The organism is Oceanobacillus sp. FSL W7-1281, from assembly GCF_037969835.1.
In the GTDB taxonomy this organism is placed as follows: domain Bacteria; phylum Bacillota; class Bacilli; order Bacillales; family Amphibacillaceae; genus Oceanobacillus; species Oceanobacillus oncorhynchi.
This window is the reverse complement of sequence record NZ_CP150214.1, coordinates 952,248-972,630: the sequence shown is the minus strand read 5'-3', so window position 1 is coordinate 972,630 and position 20,383 is coordinate 952,248. Positions and strand designations below refer to the sequence as shown.

20 protein-coding genes, 1 tRNA gene and 2 pseudogenes are annotated in these 20,383 nt (G+C 39.8%); 8 read left to right on the top strand and 15 right to left on the bottom strand.

Annotation, left to right across the window (positions count from 1 at the left end; genetic code table 11):
• Positions 1-55 precede the first annotated feature (55 nt).
• From ald to MKX55_RS04830, 4 genes are all read left to right on the top strand, one after another.
• Positions 56-1,171: an alanine dehydrogenase gene (gene ald / locus MKX55_RS04845; protein ID WP_339236506.1), complete on the top strand. Its 1,116-nt coding sequence runs from the start codon at positions 56-58 to the stop codon at positions 1,169-1,171.
• A gap of 136 nt (positions 1,172-1,307) precedes the next feature.
• Positions 1,308-1,838: a type 1 glutamine amidotransferase domain-containing protein gene (locus tag MKX55_RS04840; protein WP_339182840.1), complete on the top strand. Its 531-nt coding sequence runs from the start codon at positions 1,308-1,310 to the stop codon at positions 1,836-1,838.
• Positions 1,839-1,850: 12 nt separating this feature from the next.
• On the top strand, positions 1,851-2,999 hold the full coding sequence (locus MKX55_RS04835) for a virulence factor (protein WP_339236503.1): 1,149 nt from the start codon (positions 1,851-1,853) through the stop codon (positions 2,997-2,999).
• A 286-nt stretch (positions 3,000-3,285) separates the two neighbouring features.
• A complete protein-coding gene (locus MKX55_RS04830; RefSeq protein ID WP_339236500.1) occupies positions 3,286-5,259 on the top strand; it encodes an acetoacetate--CoA ligase in 1,974 nt (657 codons plus the stop codon).
• A gap of 120 nt (positions 5,260-5,379) precedes the next feature.
• Here the strand turns inward: MKX55_RS04830 and MKX55_RS04825 are convergent, their stop codons facing one another.
• The 10 genes from MKX55_RS04825 to MKX55_RS04780 form a co-directional block, all read right to left on the bottom strand.
• Positions 5,380-5,715, bottom strand: a complete 336-nt coding sequence (locus tag MKX55_RS04825) for a DUF5362 family protein (protein WP_193063964.1) — start codon at positions 5,713-5,715, stop codon at positions 5,380-5,382.
• Between the two features lie 221 nt (positions 5,716-5,936).
• On the bottom strand, positions 5,937-6,401 hold the full coding sequence (locus MKX55_RS04820; RefSeq protein ID WP_339236497.1) for a hemerythrin domain-containing protein: 465 nt from the start codon (positions 6,399-6,401) through the stop codon (positions 5,937-5,939).
• A gap of 104 nt (positions 6,402-6,505) precedes the next feature.
• Positions 6,506-7,939, bottom strand: coding sequence for a sodium/pantothenate symporter (gene panF / locus MKX55_RS04815; protein ID WP_339236494.1), 1,434 nt, complete (start codon positions 7,937-7,939; stop codon positions 6,506-6,508).
• Positions 7,940-7,978: 39 nt separating this feature from the next.
• Positions 7,979-8,251: a YhdT family protein gene (locus MKX55_RS04810; protein ID WP_339236491.1), complete on the bottom strand. Its 273-nt coding sequence runs from the start codon at positions 8,249-8,251 to the stop codon at positions 7,979-7,981.
• A gap of 142 nt (positions 8,252-8,393) precedes the next feature.
• Positions 8,394-9,392: an LLM class flavin-dependent oxidoreductase gene (locus MKX55_RS04805; RefSeq protein WP_339236488.1), complete on the bottom strand. Its 999-nt coding sequence runs from the start codon at positions 9,390-9,392 to the stop codon at positions 8,394-8,396.
• A gap of 97 nt (positions 9,393-9,489) precedes the next feature.
• The gene (locus tag MKX55_RS04800; protein WP_339236485.1) at positions 9,490-10,866 is read right to left on the bottom strand and encodes a DHA2 family efflux MFS transporter permease subunit; all 1,377 of its coding nucleotides are present in this window, start codon (positions 10,864-10,866) and stop codon (positions 9,490-9,492) included.
• 38 nt (positions 10,867-10,904) lie between these two features.
• Positions 10,905-11,339, bottom strand: coding sequence for a GNAT family N-acetyltransferase (locus MKX55_RS04795; RefSeq protein ID WP_339236483.1), 435 nt, complete (start codon positions 11,337-11,339; stop codon positions 10,905-10,907).
• A gap of 160 nt (positions 11,340-11,499) precedes the next feature.
• A complete protein-coding gene (locus MKX55_RS04790) occupies positions 11,500-12,687 on the bottom strand; it encodes a DUF4317 domain-containing protein (RefSeq protein ID WP_339236481.1) in 1,188 nt (395 codons plus the stop codon).
• Positions 12,688-13,002: 315 nt separating this feature from the next.
• Positions 13,003-13,284 carry a HepT-like ribonuclease domain-containing protein gene (locus tag MKX55_RS04785; RefSeq protein WP_339236478.1) on the bottom strand — a complete coding sequence of 94 codons (282 nt, stop codon included), beginning with the start codon at positions 13,282-13,284 and terminating at the stop codon, positions 13,003-13,005.
• The gene (locus MKX55_RS04780; RefSeq protein WP_339236475.1) at positions 13,274-13,519 is read right to left on the bottom strand and encodes a nucleotidyltransferase domain-containing protein; all 246 of its coding nucleotides are present in this window, start codon (positions 13,517-13,519) and stop codon (positions 13,274-13,276) included. Before MKX55_RS04780 ends, MKX55_RS04785 begins: the two co-directional genes overlap by 11 nt.
• Positions 13,520-13,645: 126 nt before the next feature.
• On the opposite strand from MKX55_RS04780, the gene MKX55_RS04775 reads away from it, so the two are divergent.
• Positions 13,646-13,717, top strand: a tRNA-Ala gene (locus MKX55_RS04775).
• Between the two features lie 394 nt (positions 13,718-14,111).
• On the opposite strand, the gene MKX55_RS04770 is transcribed toward MKX55_RS04775, so the two are convergent.
• Both MKX55_RS04770 and MKX55_RS04765 read right to left on the bottom strand, forming a co-directional pair.
• Entirely contained in the window at positions 14,112-14,648 is a 537-nt protein-coding gene (locus MKX55_RS04770; RefSeq protein WP_339236472.1) for a DinB family protein, read from the bottom strand.
• Between the two features lie 139 nt (positions 14,649-14,787).
• Complete coding sequence (locus MKX55_RS04765; RefSeq protein ID WP_339236469.1) at positions 14,788-15,330, bottom strand: HAD-IIIA family hydrolase; 543 nt, start codon at positions 15,328-15,330, stop codon at positions 14,788-14,790.
• Between the two features lie 360 nt (positions 15,331-15,690).
• Between MKX55_RS04765 and MKX55_RS04760 the strand changes: the two genes are divergently transcribed.
• Together MKX55_RS04760 and MKX55_RS04755 are read left to right on the top strand one after the other, a co-directional pair.
• Positions 15,691-16,446: an SDR family oxidoreductase gene (locus MKX55_RS04760; protein WP_339236466.1), complete on the top strand. Its 756-nt coding sequence runs from the start codon at positions 15,691-15,693 to the stop codon at positions 16,444-16,446.
• Between the two features lie 265 nt (positions 16,447-16,711).
• Positions 16,712-17,047 (top strand): annotated as a pseudogene (locus MKX55_RS04755) (transposase); the annotation flags it as partial.
• Between the two features lie 241 nt (positions 17,048-17,288).
• On the opposite strand, the gene MKX55_RS04750 reads toward MKX55_RS04755, so the two are convergent.
• Together MKX55_RS04750 and MKX55_RS04745 are read right to left on the bottom strand one after the other, a co-directional pair.
• Entirely contained in the window at positions 17,289-17,465 is a 177-nt protein-coding gene (locus MKX55_RS04750) for a hypothetical protein (RefSeq protein WP_339236463.1), read from the bottom strand.
• 409 nt (positions 17,466-17,874) lie between these two features.
• Positions 17,875-18,546, bottom strand: coding sequence for a hypothetical protein (locus MKX55_RS04745; RefSeq protein WP_339236461.1), 672 nt, complete (start codon positions 18,544-18,546; stop codon positions 17,875-17,877).
• Positions 18,547-18,967: 421 nt separating this feature from the next.
• On the opposite strand from MKX55_RS04745, the gene MKX55_RS04740 reads away from it, so the two are divergent.
• Positions 18,968-19,771, top strand: a complete 804-nt coding sequence (locus MKX55_RS04740) for a sulfite exporter TauE/SafE family protein (protein ID WP_339236459.1) — start codon at positions 18,968-18,970, stop codon at positions 19,769-19,771.
• Between the two features lie 294 nt (positions 19,772-20,065).
• On the opposite strand, the pseudogene MKX55_RS04735 reads toward MKX55_RS04740, so the two are convergent.
• A pseudogene (locus MKX55_RS04735) lies at positions 20,066-20,374 on the bottom strand (DUF6440 family protein).
• Between the last annotated feature and the right edge of the window lie 9 nt (positions 20,375-20,383).

The following is a 20,383-nucleotide window of genomic DNA, read 5'->3' as shown; positions in this document are numbered from 1 at the left end:
ACAAAGAAAGCGTTAACATTATAAGTATAAATTGATAAACAAAGGGGCGAATAACATGATTATTGGGGTACCTAGAGAGATAAAAAACAATGAAAACCGTGTTGCCATGACACCAGCCGGCGTAGTGAACCTTGTTCAATCGGGGCAAACGATTTTAATTGAAAAAGAAGCCGGTTTGGGAAGCGGCTTTACGGACGAAGAATACAAGCAGGCCGGAGCAGAGATTATCGCAGAGGCCTCAGACGTATGGGAACGATCTGATATGATAATGAAGGTAAAAGAACCGCTGGAATCAGAGTACCATTATTTCCGGAAGGGATTAGTATTATTCACCTATCTTCATTTAGCTGCTGATGCAAGATTAACAGAAGAGCTTGTCGCGAAAGAAGTTACAGCAATCGCCTATGAAACAATTGTTGTAGGTAACGCTCTCCCGCTTCTGACGCCGATGAGTGAAGTCGCCGGACGTATGGCTACGCAGATTGGTGCCCAATATTTAGAGAAATCAGAAGGCGGCAAAGGCATTTTACTTGGCGGTATTCCCGGGGTCAAACGCGGAAAAGTAACGGTTATAGGCGGTGGCGTTGTCGGCACGAATGCCGCGCGCGTAGCGATCGGTCTTGGAGCGGAAGTTACGATTATTGATTTAAATCCGCAGCGTCTTCGCGAATTAGAAGAAATTTTTGGTTCGAGCATTCAAACATTAATGTCAAACCCGTTAAATATTGAAGAAGCTGTCACAGATTCGGATCTCGTTATCGGATCGGTATTGATTCCAGGCAGAAAAGCGCCAAAGCTTGTGTCAGAAGAAATGATTCAAGCGATGCAGCCGGGCAGCGTCATTGTAGACGTGGCAATTGACCAGGGCGGTAATTTTGAAACCGTTGACCATCCTACTACACATCAAGACCCAATTTATGTTAAGCATGATGTCCTTCATTACGCGGTTGCCAATATCCCTGGTGCTGTACCTCGGACGGCAACAGTCGGTTTGACGAATGTAACCGTGCCATATGCAGTCAATATTGCGAAACAAGGCGTCGAGCATGCGATTCAAAATAGCGCTCCAATCGCCAGCGGTGTGAATGTGATGAATGGGCATGTAACAAATGAAGCGGTTGCCAATGATTTAAATTATGATTATGTTTCTGTACAGGATGCTTTAAAATAATACGTATTTCAAAGCCATTACCTTGTTAAACCGAGGTGATGGCTTTTTCTTGGCTCCAGCTCCGTTAAAAGTCGTCGGAATCGTTATTTTTACGCCAGTCTGTTAAACTATTTCTATAAAGAATGGAGGGATTATTTTGCGTTTACAAAACCAAAAAGTTATCGCACTTGTCGATCATGACTTTGAAGACCTGGAACTATGGTATCCCGTTCACCGTCTGCGTGAAGAAGGTGCTCAGGTAGATTTAGTCGGACAAGCTGCCAATCAAAAATATATTGGAAAATACGGCGTTCCTGCTGAATCAGATTATGCCTTTTCCGAAGTGAATCCAGAAGACTATGATGCCATTCTGGTACCCGGCGGGTGGGCTCCAGATAAATTGCGCCGTTTCCCGGAGGTTATCAGCTTCGTACAGCATATGAATGAACAGAAAAAGCCTATTGGCCAAATTTGTCATGCCGGCTGGGTATTAATTTCTGCCAATATTTTAGAGGGAAAAACCGTTACCAGTACACCTGGAATCAAGGATGATATGACCAATGCCGGAGCGACATGGGTTGATGAACCGGCTGTTTCGGACGGACACCTTGTTTCAAGCAGAAGGCCGCCTGATTTACCGGATTATCTTCGTGAACTGATTAAAGTGATGGAAGAATATCAGCGTTAAGGGAGTATACAAATGAAAATTGTTTCTATAGAACCGACACCGAGTCCGCATTCTATGAAAATCAATGTGAACGAGACACTTCCTCCTGACGAAACGTATAATTACAGTAACAAGGACGATTTAGCTCAAGCTCCGGAGTATGTACAGAAGCTTTTCGCTTTGGAAGGGGTCAAAAACATCTATCGTGTCGTCGATTTTATTGCTTTGGCCCGAAATCCGAAGACACCTTGGGAGGAGCTCTTGCCACAGGTTCGGAATGTATTGGGAACAGACGAAGCTTTTAACCAGACCGATGAATTATCTGCTGATGCAGAAGCACCTTCGGAAACATTTGGCGAAGTTCATGTTTTCATTCAGACATTTCTAGGAATTCCAATGCAGGTAAAGCTGGAAGAAGGAGATAAAGAGGAACGCTACGGTCTGCCAGAGCGTTTTTCCAAGGCCATGATGGAAGCTTCTCCCGCTTCTGAAAATGTCATCATGGATCGAAAATGGGAAGAACAGCATCCTCGCTACGGCAATATGGATGAAATCGGTCAGGATGTTGTAGAAGAGTTAAAGGCAAGCTATAACCAGGAAAGACTGGATACCCTTGTGAAATTAGCTTTACAAACAGATGGAAATACAAGCAACGCCACAAACTACTATCAGCATGTTCCGATTGAAAAACTGGATAACCCAGATTGGCGGGAACGCTATGCAGCATTGGATCGTCTGGATCCAACCTTGGACGATCTTGCCCTTTTAGAAAAAGCCGTTCACGATGAAAAAGCATCAATTCGCCGTTTGGCTACTGCTTATTTAGGCATGCTGGAGGATAAAGCTGCTTTGCCATTGCTATATGAAGCATTGGCTGATAAAGCCGTGAATGTCCGTCGAACTGCCGGCGATTGTATTTCTGACCTGGGCTTTACAGAGGCAATTCCAAACATGATTGAAACATTAAAGGACAAAAGCCGGATCGTTCGTTGGCGCGGAGCAATGTATTTATATGAGGCGGGGGATGAATCTGCTATTCCTGCCCTTGAAGAAGCATCTGCTGAGGAACCAGAGTTTGAAGTACGCATGCAAATACAATTAGCTTTAGAGCGTATTCAAGGCGGTGAAAAAGCAAAAGGCTCTGTTTGGCATCAAATGACCCAGGCAGCAAAATCAAAATAGGATATTTTTACAGATAAATATAAACTAATTCAGAGCCATGCTCTGGATTAGTTTTTTTATATCTAAATGAAACAAACGATACATATCATTAATATACATTCTTTTTTCATATAGGATACACGCTTCCCTACGGATTGTTTTATATTTCTAAAAAGCTGAGAAAACAACATCTTTATATCCTTCTCTTTACTGTAAAAAACATATATTTTCCATTTCAATTCCTTTACGTATGGAAAGCGTTTTCTTATAATAGTAGTATCGGAGTACTTGAAGGGGGACATGACGAATGGATACAAAAGAAGGCACGCTGCTTTTTGAACCAAGTAAAACACAAGTGGAACAGGCAAACATCACTTCTTACCGTACTTGGTTACAAGAATATAAACATATCCAGACTAAAGATTACCATAATTTATGGAAATGGTCTGTGGAGGATCTCGATACATTCTGGGAATCTATTTGGGAATATTTCAATATCCAGTCGCACCAGCCTTATCAAACGGTGCGTTCCGGCAATCAAATCATCGGAACAAAATGGTTTCCCGAAGCAAGCCTCAATTACACAGAGCATGTATTCCGGAATAAATCATTAATAAGCCCTGCTATTATTCATACATCGGAAAATCGGGAGCTTCAGGAAATTTCTTGGGAAAAACTATACCAGGATACGGCTGCGCTTCAAAAAACATTGGAAAAACAAGGAATTGAAAAGGGAGACAGGGTAGCCTGCTATGCACCAAATATCTATGAAACGGTTGTTGCTTTCCTTGCAACGGCAAGCTTAGGAGCTATCTGGTCCAGCGCTTCTCCGGACTTTGGAACCCAGAGTGTGATGGAGCGTTTCCAGCAAATCGAGCCAAAAGCGATGATTACAGTTGATGGCTATACGTATAACGGCAAGAAATTTAATAGATTAGATGTGGTCAAAGAGCTGCAGTCTGCGCTTCCTTCTTTAAAAACAACGATAACCATTCCTTATCTAAACAAGCAGACAGATTTCGGTCACTGTATACAGCCGATTTCCTGGGAGGATGCAACAGCGCATCACGGAAAGTTGGAAATGTCGTATACACCTGTTGCCTTTAACGATCCGCTCTGGATACTCTATTCCTCTGGAACAACCGGCAAACCGAAGCCAATCGTGCACAGTCAAGGCGGTATTTTAATGGAGCATTTGAAGGCGCTCCACCTGCACTTGGACTTAAGCCCCGGCTCCCGTTTCTTCTGGTTTACTACAACCGGCTGGATGATGTGGAATTTCCTTGTCGGCGGATTATTAACAGGCTCAACCATTATCCTGTATGACGGCAGCCCTGCTTATCCGGATAAACAGGTTTTGTGGCGGCTTGCCGAGCGGACAAAAATGAATGTATTTGGCACAAGCGCCAGCTTTATCACAGCTTGTATGAACGAGAATGTATCGCCGAAAAGCGAATTTGATCTATCTTCTTTAAGAAATATCAGTTCAACAGGCTCACCGCTTTCTCCAGAAGGATTTCGATGGTGCTATACACATGTCAAAAATGATATCTGGGTTGCTTCGGCAAGCGGTGGCACGGATGTTTGCACCGCATTTTTACTCGGCTGCCCCATCCAGCCTGTTTATGCCGGGGAAATTCAGTGTGCAGGACTCGGAGCGAAAATTGAAAGCTTTGATGAAGACGGAAATTCGATTACAAATGAGATTGGCGAGCTTGTCTTAACCGCTCCATTTCCAAGCATGCCGATTTATTTCTGGAACGATGACTCCGGGCTGCGGATGTACCACAGCTATTTCGATACCTTCCCCGGCGTCTGGTGCCATGGAGACTATATCAAACTGACAGATCGAAATACAGCTATCATTTACGGCAGATCAGACGCAACAATCAATCGGGGCGGCATCCGAATTGGAACGAGTGAAATATATCGAGTCACGGATTATGTTACCGCTGTTGAAGACAGTTTAATGGTTGATTTACCAAAAGGAAACGGCGATTCGATTACCCCCTTATTTATCGTAATGAAGGACGGCGAAGCATTAAGCGAGACCATTAAACAGGAAATTAATCAGCAGCTGCGGACACATTGCTCACCAAGGCATGTTCCGACCCATATTTATGAAGTAAAAGAACTTCCGAAAACCTTAAATGGAAAGAAAGTCGAAATTCCCGTTAAGAAAATCTTGATGGGTCAGGATGCAGAAGCTGTTATTAATCGAGGCTCTCTGATCAATCCGGGTAGTCTCGACTATTTTATCGACTTAGCTAAGAACATCTAAAGAAAATCGCTGCACTATTACTTCATTCCTTGGATTCTTTCTTAAAGTGTAAAAAAAAAGCTGATGGAAGATAATCGTTATTCTTCCATCAGCTTTTTCAACAAATATCTTATTTTTAAATTAGAGAGAGATTAATACAATAATTAATGGAATAAGCACGACTAACGAGATAATCGTTAAAATCCCCATAATCAGCAATAATTTTCCATACTTATTTAATAACTCATTCACATTGCCTGCTGTAAAATCGTCTGAAGCTATAATATTAGAAGCCTCTACTCCTGTTTGATAAAAGAGATAGCCAGTTATAATAGAAATAATGCCAGAAAGAATCATGCTCGGATCGACCGTTAAAGTTAAAACAATCGAAATTGCCCCCATGATAATGGATGCCGCTCCAACAATTTTCCCCCATGTTGCAATTCTTTTTAAATGGTCTATATTTAAATAATCCATCAAATCGTCTCTCCTTATAGTGACTTTATTACTATATTCACTTTCAATCGATTTATTAAACATCCTCCCAGTTCCGTTTATTTATGGAATTGTTTTATGATTACTTTATGTTTTAGATGAAAACATGTGATTCCTTCCCTATGTTATAAAAATCAAACTCTCTAAATAGAAAAATGCTGATGGCAGGATAAGCTCCCTTCCATCAGCATTCCCTCTCTTATTTAAAAACCGCTGTAGGAATCACGATGAAACTTCCCATACACTTGATGCAGGTATTTATCTGGAACAACATCTTCAATAATCGGAAAGATTTCTCTCTCCTCAAACCGGACATTTTTCTCTATCAGATCCCCAAGCTGATTCATTTTTTCATATGGGTCCTCTCTGTTTTCACGTATCGCATAAACGAAACTGCGGATTTGCATGTGCTGATAAAGCATTTCTTTCACCAATTCGATTTCCGGTTTTTCAGCATAGACCTCATAAAGCGGCAGCAGAACCTCTTCCTCATCCCGGAAATGAAGAACCGCGTCCTTTTCCCAATAGTCAATAAGACCTCTAATGGATTCGCCTAAGGTTTTATCGGTCTTTTCTGTACCGGCCTGCTTTAATTCCATTGCTTGTACTAATGCATGATGATGGTGATGTGATAATGGCTTCAGTGCATCATGCCGCTGTTTTTTCACAATAACCCACCTCCGACACTGTCTGATACACTTCTCCAGCTAAAAACAGGGAGAAGCGTCTTCTCTTCTAGTATAAACCAAACCCTGTCTGCAGATATACGATTTCAGCTTGATATAGCTTCTTTTTTATACGATAGACTTCCTGAAACATATGCAATCAAAGCCAGCAGCATAGATGTCACCACAGAATGCATCCCGAACGGCTGCGGATAAAATGTTTCAAAAATAATATAACTGAAGACTCCGGTGAGCATCGAAGCAATCGCTCCATGCTTCGTTCCCCTTCTCCAATAAAGTCCGAGGATAATCGGCCAGATAAAAGCAGCCTCCAAACCTCCCATGGAGAATAAATTCAGCCAGATAATCAAATCAGGCGGCTGCAGCGACATCAAAACAACAATGATTCCTATTAATGCGGTAGCACCCATACTCCATTTGCGAATCGTCTTATCATCCGCATCTGGACGGATATAATTTAGATAAACATCCTTCACAATCGTCGAGCTCACCATTAACAGCAGCGAGTTCACCGTCGTCATAATCGCCGCCATCGGAGCTGCTAAAACAATCCCGGCAACCCAGCCCGGTAAAACGGCTTGTGCTAATTCCGGCATCACGGTATCACCTATTTCGATACCGGGAAGTACAGTCCTTCCAAACACTCCAATTAAATGCATATTCAGCATAATAAAACCGACTACGAAGGTACTGATAATAATGCCTCGATGCAGCGCCTTTGTATTTTTATAAGACATCGCACGAACCGCAATCTGAGGCAAGGCAACAACCCCGACACCGACCAATACCCAGAACGAGGAAACATAAGCAGGGGTTAAACTTCCATCTGCGCCGAATGGTGTAATCAAATTCGGATTCTCTGCAGCCAGATCATGCATAATCTGAGATACACCGCCTCCTGCTATAATTACGGCTATAAGTAAAATAAGCGTACCTATAAACATAATAATACCTTGTATGCCATCCGTAATCGCTACTGCGCGAAAGCCGCCAACGACAACATATACTAAAACAGCTAGTGAAAAAATACATAACGCCGTAAAATATGGAATGCCTGTTAAGGATTGAACCAGACGCGCCCCGCCAATCCATTGTGCCGACATCGCCGAAAACAGGAAAATCAAAATACTGGCTGCGGACAGAATCACAACCCATTTGGACTGATATCTTTCCTTCAAAAAATCAACAATCGTAACAGCCTTATACTTTCTTGTGACAATCGCAAAACGCTTGCCGAGCACCATCAAGACAAAGTAGCCCGTTGCAAGCTGTGTCATGGATAACAGCACCCAGCCAAGCCCTTCATTATAGGCTGTTCCCGGCCCGCTCAGGAAACTGCTCGCACTTCCATAGGTCGTGACAAGCGTCATCGCTAAAACAAAGCCGCCAAGACTTCTTCCGCCTAGAAAATATTCCTGTAAAAAGGAGTCGGAGCGGCTGACAAATTTGCCAGCCCAAATTCCTATCATAAAAATAATCGCAATAAATATAAATAGTGGTAAAACAGCTTCCCAGTTCATGGTTAAACTCCTCTGATATCAAAATAAGACATTCTTTGTTTATTCCTCTTCGGCTTCTAATGACATATCTTTAAAAAAGAATTTAACAACAAATATCGTTAACAGCATCATTACGACAAAACCAAGAATGCAGCTGAAGAAAAACCATGCCGGGAAACCAAATATGTACTGATAGGATTCCGGAGATTTGCTTCCAAGACCATAAGCAAACCCAAACCACCAGATAAAATTAAAAATAACAAGAGCTACACCGGTCCAAGCTTCCCGATTGGCAGTCTTGTAACGTTTATCCGTCCATTCATTTCTTTTCATATAAAAGCTCCTAACCATTCTGAAAAGATTATTTTCTTTCTTACTATAATCAAATTCCTATCAACTGTAAACTAGCAGGATTTTCAATTAAATCACAGACATAACAAATCCTTGTTCCACTTCCTATTATTTCATTACTAGTTTAAAGCATTGCTTCTGCCAACAGACGATAGGATTTTTTCTTTGCTTCAAAATCAAATGTATTATTAATGACCATAAACTCGTCCGTCTGGTATTTCTCCTGCAGTTCCAATAACTGTTGTTTCACTGTTTCCGGTGTACCGATAATACATCTTTCCCTGTTCTTTTGGATTATCTCTCTATCTTCTGCACTCAGTTTATCCATATCACGGTGAACAGCCTCGCTAGACGTTACTTTTGTTCCTAGTCCCTTACTGACATTTAATAACCATTTATCCTGTGTCAGCGCATGCTCCTCCGCTTCTTCTTCTGTTTCTGCACAGACAATAAAAATACATACGATAGACTGCGGCTTTTCCATATCGACAGACGGTGTAAAATTTTCCCGATACGTTTGGAGTGCCTTCACACCTTTTTCCGGATTGATAAAATGGCCAAAAATAAATCCTGTTCCCAGTTCTGCTGCATAGTTTGCACTTCGCTCGGATAACCCGAGTATCCAAAGCGGCGGTACCTGATCCACACGCGGAGTGGCCTTTACTAAACGAAAATCATGATCCCGCGGCAAGGAATTATGCAAAAACCCCTGTAAATCAGCAGCCTGTCTCGGAAATTCAGCTAAACTCCGATTTTGATTATCTGTCAGCGCAGCCCTGGTCTCCGGAGAACCTCCCGGTGAATTTCCAACGCCAAGATCAATTCGGTCAGGAAAAAACGCCGCTAATGTTTTGCCAATCTCAGCGACTTTATACGCACTGTACTGCGGCAGCAAAATACCGCCTGAGCCGACACGAATACGGCTTGTAACAGAAGCAATCCTCGTCATCACAATTTCTGGAGCAGAAATCGACAGCCCATTCGTATTATGATGCTCTGCGACCCAATAGCGGTGATACCCAAGCTCCTCCGTCCATTTTGCCAGCTCCAGCGTATGCTGTAATGCCGCTTCTGGCGTTTCCCCCATGGAAATTGGGGATTGATCTAGTACACTTAATTTCATGTTAAACACGTTCCTTTTTCAAGTTAAAAACTTCTACAAATAATTAAAAAGCATAAATGTCATCCATTCAACATTTATGCTTTTAATCGATGCGCCGCTATTCTATTTTCTCCTTAATACGCATGGACAGCAGCACCCCAAGCAATGCTGTCACAGCCATCATTATAAATGCATACGTCGTCCCCCAATAGGTTCCTGTCCGCTCCGGCGCATCCATGACAGCAGTCGTTACACTGATAACGGTTGTCAGAATCACCACGCCAAAAGCCATTCCCAATTGACGCACGGTATTCACAATCGCTGAATTATGAGCCATTTCCTTTTCATCCAATACATTGACACTGACAGAAACTAATGGCATCAGCGACAAACCGAATCCGGTCATAAAAAAGCAGAAATAAATCATAATCAAAAATGGAGAGCTGTCGATACTTAGTGTTGTCATCAGTACTAAGGACACAAGCGTAAAAGCAAATCCGATAACAGCTAAAATCCTTCCGCCATACCGATCATATAAATTCCCCGAAATAACAGAGACAATACAAAGCAGAATCGTACCTGGCACTAATAAAAAGCCAGATAGAAAGGCACTCGTTTCTAAAACGTTCTGCGCAAACATCGGCAAAATCGTCTCTGCCGATAATAAGAGCGCCATATCCATAAATATAAGCACCACGGCCAACAGAAATGTCCGATTCTGAAATAAACGCACATTCAGCACAGGCACATCATCCGCTAATTGCCGCCGGATAAAAAGATATAATAAAACAGCACTGATGAGAAATGGCAAAATAACGAGATACAGGTCCATCCCGGCAATACTAATATTACTGATACTAAAAATAAACAAAGAAAAAGCCCCTGCCGAAAGAATCACAGAGAGAATATCCAGCCGTGCTGCCTGCTTCTTCAATACATCCTTCATATAGAAAACCGCTAACAGCAAAAGTATCAGCACCAATGGCAGCATAAACCAATGAAGGATGCGCCAATGGAAAACATCAATAATCATCCCGGTCAAAGACGGCGCACTCGCCGGAGCGACATTAATAACGCCGCCCAGCAGTCCAAGTGCGAACCCTCTTCTTTCTTTCGGAAATACGGTAATTAAAATCGTTTGAATCACAGGCAATATGACACCCGTTCCAACCGCCTGTATCGCTCTGGCAAGAATCAATTGAATAAAGCTCTGCGAAAAAGCGCCAACAATAAGGCCGGCAGCCATGCAAAGCAGTGCAAAAACTAAAAGTGCTTTGGTTGAAAATCGGTTAGATAAATAGCCTGTCAACGGGATAAACACTATGGTTGTTAATAAATAAATCGTCGTCAGCCACTGTACTTCCGTGGCATTAATTTGAAATTCCCGCATAATCGCCGGGTAAGACGTAATCAATAAAAACTGGCAGAATGTTAATAAAAATCCTGTTGCCAGCGTAACAATAATAACCCCTTTGTTTTCTAATTTAGGCTGCATGGCTCCTCCTTATCCGTTGTGACGTTCTATGTAATGCTTTAATTAAACTGCTTCACCATCAAATAATGCGGAATACCATCTTCTAAAAATTCATCTGACGCCGTTTCATATCCCAATTTGTGATAAAATCCTTCCGCATGCGTCTGACCATGCAATTTTGCGCGGGTTAATCCTTTTTGTAAAACAATCTCCTCTAAGGACTGTACAATTACCTTGCCGAGCCCATACTTACGATAAGGCTTCAAAATACAAATTCGTTCCAGCTTCCCGACTCCTTCTACTGCTCTCACTCTTCCCGTTCCTACAGGCTTGTTATCGTAATATACTAAAATATGAACGCAGTCCGCATCCAGCGAGTCAAACGCATCAAACTCCTCTTCTTCAGACACTTCCTGCTCCTTGACGAAAATTTCTTTTCTAATCTCAAAAACTTTCTGTAAATCTTGTTCCTCTGTTACGATTTTATATGTCACCTGAGTTTCCCCTCTCTGCCTCTGTTTGCATCCTGTTAAAAAATATAATTGCTACTATGTGTAAAATAACTGATTATTGTTGTAAATGCAACAATAATCACAAACTTGCTAATCTCTTAAAAAGCCTCCCAGCCTAATTTCGACTAAGAGACTTTACTATTTATTCCCCGTCTTCTACTCTATTAAAGATAGCTTCCGGAATCATTTCAAACCCTTCAATCACTGTGTTTTCTTCCACTTCAATCATCAAACAAAGCTTGCCGTCAAGCGTTGTCTGACGGACATAACGCAAATCCTGCGGGCACACTTTAAGGTCAGCCACTTTCGTTTTGATTTTAATGGATTTAGATGTATATTTCGGTACAATACTGGTTGCTTTCATCTCATATTTTTCATCATCAATCACTTTTTTAAAAGCAGTCTCTACCTTCTCCGGGTCAATATCCTGTACTCCGCTGCTGGTTAATACTTTTTCTACATCCTTATAATCCAGCATTGGCGCATCTTCCTCTTCATTTTCTTCAACAACACGCTGAATCTCATCATACACATTCGCCAATGTCGTCGTATTGATCTGCTCACCAGCTACATCCTTAACAATTTCCTCAAACACAATCTTATCGTCCTCTGCGGTCATTGCTTCCTCTGCGTTCAGCACTTCCTCAATAAAATGATAATCCAGCTCATATGGCTTGGCTGCAGAATAAAGCACATGGTTCACATCCGCTGCTCCGCCTGTAAATGCCGGGAATAAGAAACCGCCAATAGGCTGTTTTAAATTAATTACCGGATCCACCACAAAATGATATTTAAATTCCTTCTCCACATAATCAAAAAGCAGTTCTTTCTTCGGATCCATTGTTTTGTTGATGCTGCATAAAGTAAATGGACTTGAAAAAACCTTGTTTCTGCTGCTTTCTTCCGCCTCTTCATTACTCCGTTTTACAGGCTTTGCATACTCTCCATGGATAAACGTGATAACAATATCCATCTCATACTGCTTATCCTTCAGCATTTTCGCTACAATTTCCAGCATCTGCGCCTTCCATTCTTCTGTATCATCCGAGAGCATTCCCTTGTGAAGAATAAGCTGGCTGCTGTCTTCCACATCACGCTGGAATTTCAATTCAAACAATTTTTGATCCAGTTGCCCTGTCAGCACCTTCTTAAAATTCGCCATGAACAAATCTTTCTGCTCATCCTCCAGCATTTCAAACGGCGTACTTTCATAATGATAGATTTCACTTGATTCTTTCATAATATATACATTGAAAATATCCTGTATCTTTAATAAATCATTATTTACTTTGAATTGTTTTTTTATATCGGCAATATCTTTTTTATTCAAATTGGATTCTCCTCTATTTCTTGATCGGCTTATCACTTTTTGCTGTCTGCTTTCAACAGCGTCTATCTATTTTATCACAAATCAATAGGAGGTGTTCTTCTATTCATTTAAGATTTTCAGAAACAAAAACAACAAATAAATAAGCCTTCTGATAACAGAAAGCTCCTTTATTTGGATTCTTTTATTTACTATGTGGATAGTTTAGAATTTCTTTTTTATAAACCGTAAAATCATCTAAATGGTTCTCTATAATTGAGTTCATCCTATTAATCTTCAACGATGGATAATGACGTACTGCACTATTTTTAAATTCTATTAATTCTCTAATCGAATTACAGTCCTTTGACTAATTATATCTTCTTCCAGCAATCTATCAAAAGCATCCTCACTCAATTGCGGCAATCCTGATCTCTCCTCAGAAACAATATGCATTGCCAGCTGGAGAGCTGCTTCACATGCCCTTTGGATATTCAGAATAATAGCGTCCTGCTTTGTGAAATCTTTTAAATTCTCTGTATTATCATTATAAACCTCTTTCACGCGGATAAGGCATCTTTCCATAATAGCTATCTTATTAAAAATAACGTCATTCGCCATACACAAACCTCTCTTCTTTAATCCTGTCTAAAATTGGGTTGCGTACTTCATTCAGCTTTACATAAGATCTTAAAGCTGGCAGGAAATCGTCTTTACACTGGAATGCAATATCTAAATCATTTTTTTCATGATTGATGCCCTTTGCATAAGAACCAAAAATCAAAATAAATGCTGGATGAAATTTCGCAACAAGAAAATCTTCTACTTTTTTAGCTATTTCCTGCCGAATAACCATCGCTCCCTTTGATTACTTTTTTATTATTATATCATTTTGATTTCAATAAAAATCTTGATACAAATCAGCGAACAGTATATAATATTCATTGTTGGGTTGATTTTCACCCATGGGCCATTTCATAACGGGGCTGTAGTTCAGTGGGAGAATACTTGTCTGGCAGACAAGGGGTCACGGGTTCGAATCCCGTCAGCTCCATTTAAAAAGCACGCTTGCTTATTCTAATTTCAGAATGAGAAGCGTGCTTTTTAGATTGTAGAGCCTCTATTTTGATAGCTCGCAAGTACATGTTTTACGTTAAATTAAAAAACCGTTTTGAAAAAAGATTGATCAAAAATACGCTCTTTCTTTTTAACAAACTTTATGACCATGGTTTTAAATCAACGATTCTTTCTGCATATCCAGACGATTCCAAGTTTAAATCAATCCTTCCAGCCAGCCTCTTAATTCTGATATACTGCAATATCCTTATTCCAGATAATGGACCTTTTCTATAATTTCGAACGCTTTTCCTCGCTCCGCATAAGCACCCAACCGTTGTACTTTTCATGTCGTAATATTTATCCTAAAATTTTGAGTGCATACTATATTTCTATCTATCAGATGATGATGCATATTCAAATCTAACATAGCCAATTTCAGAAGCATTTTTCATTAATTCGAGATTTAGCCAAGAGGCTAGTTTATGAAATTCCACGTCATTATTAAATGGGAACTTACTGTAATGTTTACTGTTTAAATCTTCTTCTGTTACGTTTGATAATATCTTTTCCCATCTTTCTATCAGAGAGTTGATAGTTGACTTGACTGATTCTACATTTTTATTAACATTTATGTCCTCTTTAGTTAGCGTGCCATCACCAAAAGAGTGATTAAAAACCATTTCCCACCAAAATGTTATATGCCACAATGTCCAAGCAATACTTGGTGTACCAATCTCATAAGCTTCGGATTCAGGTAAGTCAGCATACCAATTTCCATCCACTTCTTGAATATGCAGTCCACTATTAGGCGAACGCCACATATATTCATCCTGACTTAATGAGGAAAGATGGTATTCGAGAAGTTGTCTAGAAATACTAAATTGAAATTTAATATTATCCCTTAATGCTGTATCAGTATTGCTCATGATAATACGTCCCTTCTAATCTAATTAAAATTCATGCTATCTTTACCTACCATACACGCTTTTTTCACTAAATGGCCCTTCGTAAAAATGAGCGTGCCTTCTATTCAGGAAAAGACGCCCTTTTATGAAATAAACTTCATTATCTATTGCTTAGAATATAATTACTATACAACCAACTTATAGCGTCTTTAAAATCATTAGCTATGTAATCAATGTTTACATCATTTAATTTATCAAAATGCTCATTTAGGGAAGATCTCCCTGCCCCAGTTTTAACAAGGATTTTAATACTCCCCACCTTTGCTGCGGCAACTATATCACTCCATCGGTCTCCTACAACGACACAGTTTTCAAGCGTCAATTCGTGTTTTTGCTGTGCTTCGATTAACATACCTGTATTCGGCTTTCTGCAGGAACACCCTTCGTCATGTCTATGCGGGCATATATATACATCATTGAAACCAAAATCTTTTAATTCCTGTACGAAATCCTGTCTTTCGGCTAAACCATTTGAAATTCCGGGTTGATTTGTAAACGAAAAAATTTTTATATTGTCTTGTTTTAATCTCTTGATTTCCTTCCCTACGTATGGAAAGAGTTCAAATTCACCTGGATAATGAACTGTGTCATCCCCGCCAATTGTTCCATCACGATCTAAAAAGATTGCTTCTATTTGTCTCATGCTCATTTCCCCTAAATTTAATATTTTATAACCAGTTATACTCCCCCGTTTAAGAATCCTTTACAATTAATTCTGTACATTCAGTTTACACTGAACTACTTATTTATGTAAGCCTAGCATCTGGTGATTAGTGGGTGTTATTTGCTAGTGAATAAGAGAATCAAATAATTTGAAATATAAAGCAATTGAAGAGCAGTTAAGTAATCCTCATTAGTTTGACACCCTAGGAATACAAGGGTTTTTATGTTCCATATCAAATTTGTTATAGGCTAGTATTGTATGCACAATCATGGAGTTTTTCGATGTTTCTTGATAATCTATAATTATAAATAATTCTGAATTCTGAAAGGCAGGGATATAATGTTTGATTTAACTAGTAGAATCGCTATGGTCACCGGTGGAGCAAATGGGATTGGTAAAGGAATTGTGAAGACGTTAGCAAAAGCTGGAGCAACCGTTATGATCTGTGACATCGATGAAGAAGCAGGGAAGAAAGTGGCTGCAGAAGTGAGTGGGGAGTTTCATAAATTAGACGTGACGGACAAAAATAATGCGGAACGGGTTGTTCAGGATATATTAAAAAAACATGAAAGAATCGATATTCTGGCTGCGAATACAGGTATCTACCCGGATGTATCCATTGCAGACATGACAGAAGACGATTGGGATAAAATTCAAAGCATTAACTTGAAAGGAATGTTCTTCACTGCCAAACCGGTATTAGAAGCGATGAAGAAGCAAAATTACGGCCGAGTCATCCTGACATCATCAATCACGGGTGATATTACCGGATATCCGGGCGGTTCGATCTATGGGGCAACCAAAGCAGGGATTCTTGGATTTATGCGTAATGCGGCTTTGGAGTATGCACCATATGGCGTTACGGTTAATGCGGTTCAACCTGGAATGATTGCTACTGAAACCTTAAAAAAGGAACTGGGCGTGTTAAGTGAAAAAGGTGCGGAAGCTGTTCCAATGAAACGATTAGGAGACCCAGAAGACATCGGAACAACAGTTTCTTTCTTTGCATCAGAAGAAGCAAAATATATTACCGGTCAGTCACTTGTTATAGATGGCGGACAGATTTTGCCTGAAACCCCTGATGTTATTTTATGATAGAAAGACGTCGCGGGATTCGGAAATGATACAATCTTCCTGCAAAAGATGCTTTCTTCCATACGTCATTTACAGAACATGGCGTTGACAGGATTTTTACGAAGGCTCGAAAACAATCAACGATTCAAAAAAATCTAAATAGCTTGTTATCTCATACCTCCCAAGTAATTGTGACAGTTATAAGCTGCATCAAATAAATGAAAAAGAACCCGTTTCTATTAAGGTTAAAAGTACCAGCAAATAACCAATAGAAAGGGTTCTAATAATGGCTGCTTTACCGCAAATCACACTTGATTTCAATCGTAAAATCAAACTATCTCATGATGGAGGCGAATTATCCTCCGATACTGGTGAAATGATTTTCCGTGAATTGGATGAAATAATCGGATTCTCTGCGACCTTGGCAGAATAATATTTACAGCTTACCAATGAACGGCGCTGCTACATGCATGCGAATGAAGATTTACTTCGTCAGAAAATCTATCAAATCATCGCTGGATATGCAGAAGAGGATGCTGCAGATGTCCTGATGCACCATCCGGTATTTACGCAAATCATGGGAAAAGATGCACTTGCTTCTCAGCCAAGTTTGTCTCGTTTTTGATCTGCTTTATCACAGAGAACCGTCCGTAAAAGTAACTTTATTTAGGCGTGAGCTAACTCCCTGAATCACTTAGGCTAATGCAGTGGGAGAATGAAGGAAACAGATTAAGTTAGCGACGTTCTAGGGTTGTGGGACTGTGATTACTCGTCCGATCGTAAAGAGTTGGGGTTGCGATTACTCACCCCACCGAAGAACTTTTGTACATCGAAAAACTCCCACTGAGTGAAGTTTCGTTTTATCATTTTTGGTATTTTTTCGTTGATTCTGTTTCTTTCTCAGTCGGGGAAGAGCCTTTTATAACATCATAATATCTATCAGCTCCTAAACCGCCTTCGTCAATCATTTCGGAGATTTCTTGAGTCCGCATTTCTTTTCTTTTGTCTATCTTTTTCTTTGCTTTGTCATAATTGGTCATCTTTCATCCCTCCCTTTACTTAAAATCTACATGCTATCTTTAGGGCTGTCAAGATAATAGTATCGAAAAATCAAAAAAATCAGTTATTTAATTTTATCTACCTGTATTATACTCATAACAAGTTGAAAAAAAGATAGAAAAGCCTGTCTCCTTCGTATTTCAAATAAAGAATTAGGCTTAAGTTCTTCAACAATAACCTCCGATAATTTAAAGACCATTAAATTAACCTTACTGAATGATATACAAATTTTGTTCACCAAGGAGTTTTGGGAAGCATAAATAGACATAGGAAGTATTATAAGCTAAAAAATTCAAGCGTGCGCATCAAGTATACAATCCATTCTCTCAACAAAAAGGCCGAAGCTGACATGCTTCGGCCTTTTGTTGAGAGGAGATAATGAAGCAACAGTCACTCCATTTCATTATCTTCTCCAGTGGGAAGTAACCTGTATTCCCAATGGGTTCTACATTCATGTAATTTATAATTTCCTTCTATTTCATCTTTTGACATATATCCGCATTGCTGATTCGTATTAAAAACATCCTGCACTTCATCGTCTGAGGCTCTGTAGTGGCTCAAATCTGAATAAACCATAATCCATGCCTGATCAACACTTTTTTCATATCCGGATTTCAAATCATATATAAGTACACCTTGATCCCCTTCGTCCTTCACCACTCTGATCTCACTTTCATTATCCTGTCCATTTTCTCCCGCAGTCTCCATAAACGCTTCAAGGATATCTTTATTTTTCAACTCATTATTTTTGTATACAACATCATCTTCATTGGGAACATATTCTTCCAAAGGCTCTTCCTGGCTCTGTTCCACCGCTGATTCAGCTTGGCTTTTTCCTTTCCAATCTGCAAAAGAATCGGTTTCTGTTTCTGGGTTGATAGGAGATGAATCTTGTGTACTTTCTTGTCCAGGTAAATTGTCATTTTCGTTTTGCGTCACATCATTTTCTGATGACAGGTGATTGGACTCCGCATCCGAATCCTCCGTTACATTTCCACAAGCAGTCAATATAACGAATACGAATGCTAACATGCCCATTAAAAATTTAGTATTATTTTTCATTTAAAAACTTCCTTTCTCCGATAATACAGCTTTACAAAAGAGTGAATTGGCGCATGTTAATTGATAGTTTAATAACGTGTCAGCAAGGATTAACATTGCTCTCTAATACTAAATATTAACACAGGTACTTCAATTATGAAAAATCGGGAGGGATGAGTGCAGAAGGGTTCCTTGCCCCTTTATCAGGCGTGAATTGCTGACCTGCATAGAGTACAAGTGGTTAGTTTGTTATTTTCTACGTATTCATCAGCCTTTCTCTTGCACTACCGGGCACGGACAAAAATACAAAAGCACAAATGCAGTCGTTGAAGTTTGAACTGGTCAGACAACACAATGCCTTATGGTAACACCATTCAATTTGTGATTTAATAGAATCTAAGAAATAATCCAAATGAATATAAGTAAAGAGAGATGATTGTTAGTGGGCTTTTCATTTTTAATGTTTTCATTAATCGGTATTTTAATTGGTGTGCTATCAAGCATGTTTGGTTTTGGAGGCGGAATCGTCGTAGTACCAATCTTATTTGCATTTTTACCCGATTCCATTCCAAGCGAATATTTAATGCATACTGCGATTGGTACATCATTAGCAGTTATGATTATCAATTCATTTAATTCAACGTATAACCATGCCAAAAAGGGCAATGTGACATGGTCTGTCTTTAAACTATTAGCGGGGTATATTGCAATAGGTTCTTTAATAGGCGGCGTGCTTGCAGTCTACATTGAGAGCGATTTTCTCAGGTATGCATTTATCGGCCTATTAATTTATGTCTTGATTTCGAACATGCTAAAAAAATCGTTCACAAGAGAAATAGAAGAACAAGCATTTCGTCTGCCTAAGCAGCGTTCCGCATCTTTTATCGGGATAGGCATTGGATTTCTTTCCACTCTGTTAGGTATTGGCGGAAGTACAATGACCATTCCTTATCTCAGAAATAGAGGGATGCGCATGATACATGCTGTAGCTTTGGCAACTCCGTTAGGTCTGCCGATTGCTATCGTAGGAGCTTTTGCTTATTTAGTTACAGGAATGAAGATAGATGCGATGCCTTCATCAACGATAGGATTCATATACATACCTGCGCTTATTGGATTTACCGTCGGGGGATTTGTTGGAGTACCTATCGGCAGGTCCTGGGCTCAAAAATTATCTGATAAACTCTTTTCAAAGATTTATTTAGTTCTTCTGTTTATTGTGGTTATCATGATGATTATAAGTTGATTGTTTGTCAATCGTGATAAAACGAAACCTCATTCAGCGGTAGTTTTACGGGCGGTTCTCCGTGATAAATGGAATAAAGCTTGTAAAAAATGGAACAATCAAAAAGGCTACTATTACCAAAATATCTCTTAGATTTATTTTTTGTTTGGCAGCTCAGAGAGAAACCATTTCCAGTTTTGCCAAATCTATTTAAAAAGCACGCTTGCTTATTCTAATTACGAATGGAGAAGCGTGCCTTTTGTTCCTCAGAAAATAGTAAGGAAAAAAATTCAGAGTTTAATCCTTATATTTACTTCATATTTCTTTTGGAATATGACAATAGTTATTTGGGCGCCTGCTTAATCTCTCTTGAAGTTCCTCAGCGCTTCTCACGTAATTTGTAAGCGGCAAGACTTCAACCACCATACGATCATAATCATTTCTATTCTAATTAAAATCCTTGTCCACTAAGGGTTTACCTTCCTGATCCACCATAACAGTCAGCCCAGCTCCATAGCCTTCTTGATGCAGCATATACAAAACACCAGTCTCATTATCACGAATAATCTTCGTATTCTTCATTTTTCCTTGAGAATAAACTTCTTCAAAACGATTGTTTGTCATTTTTAGCAC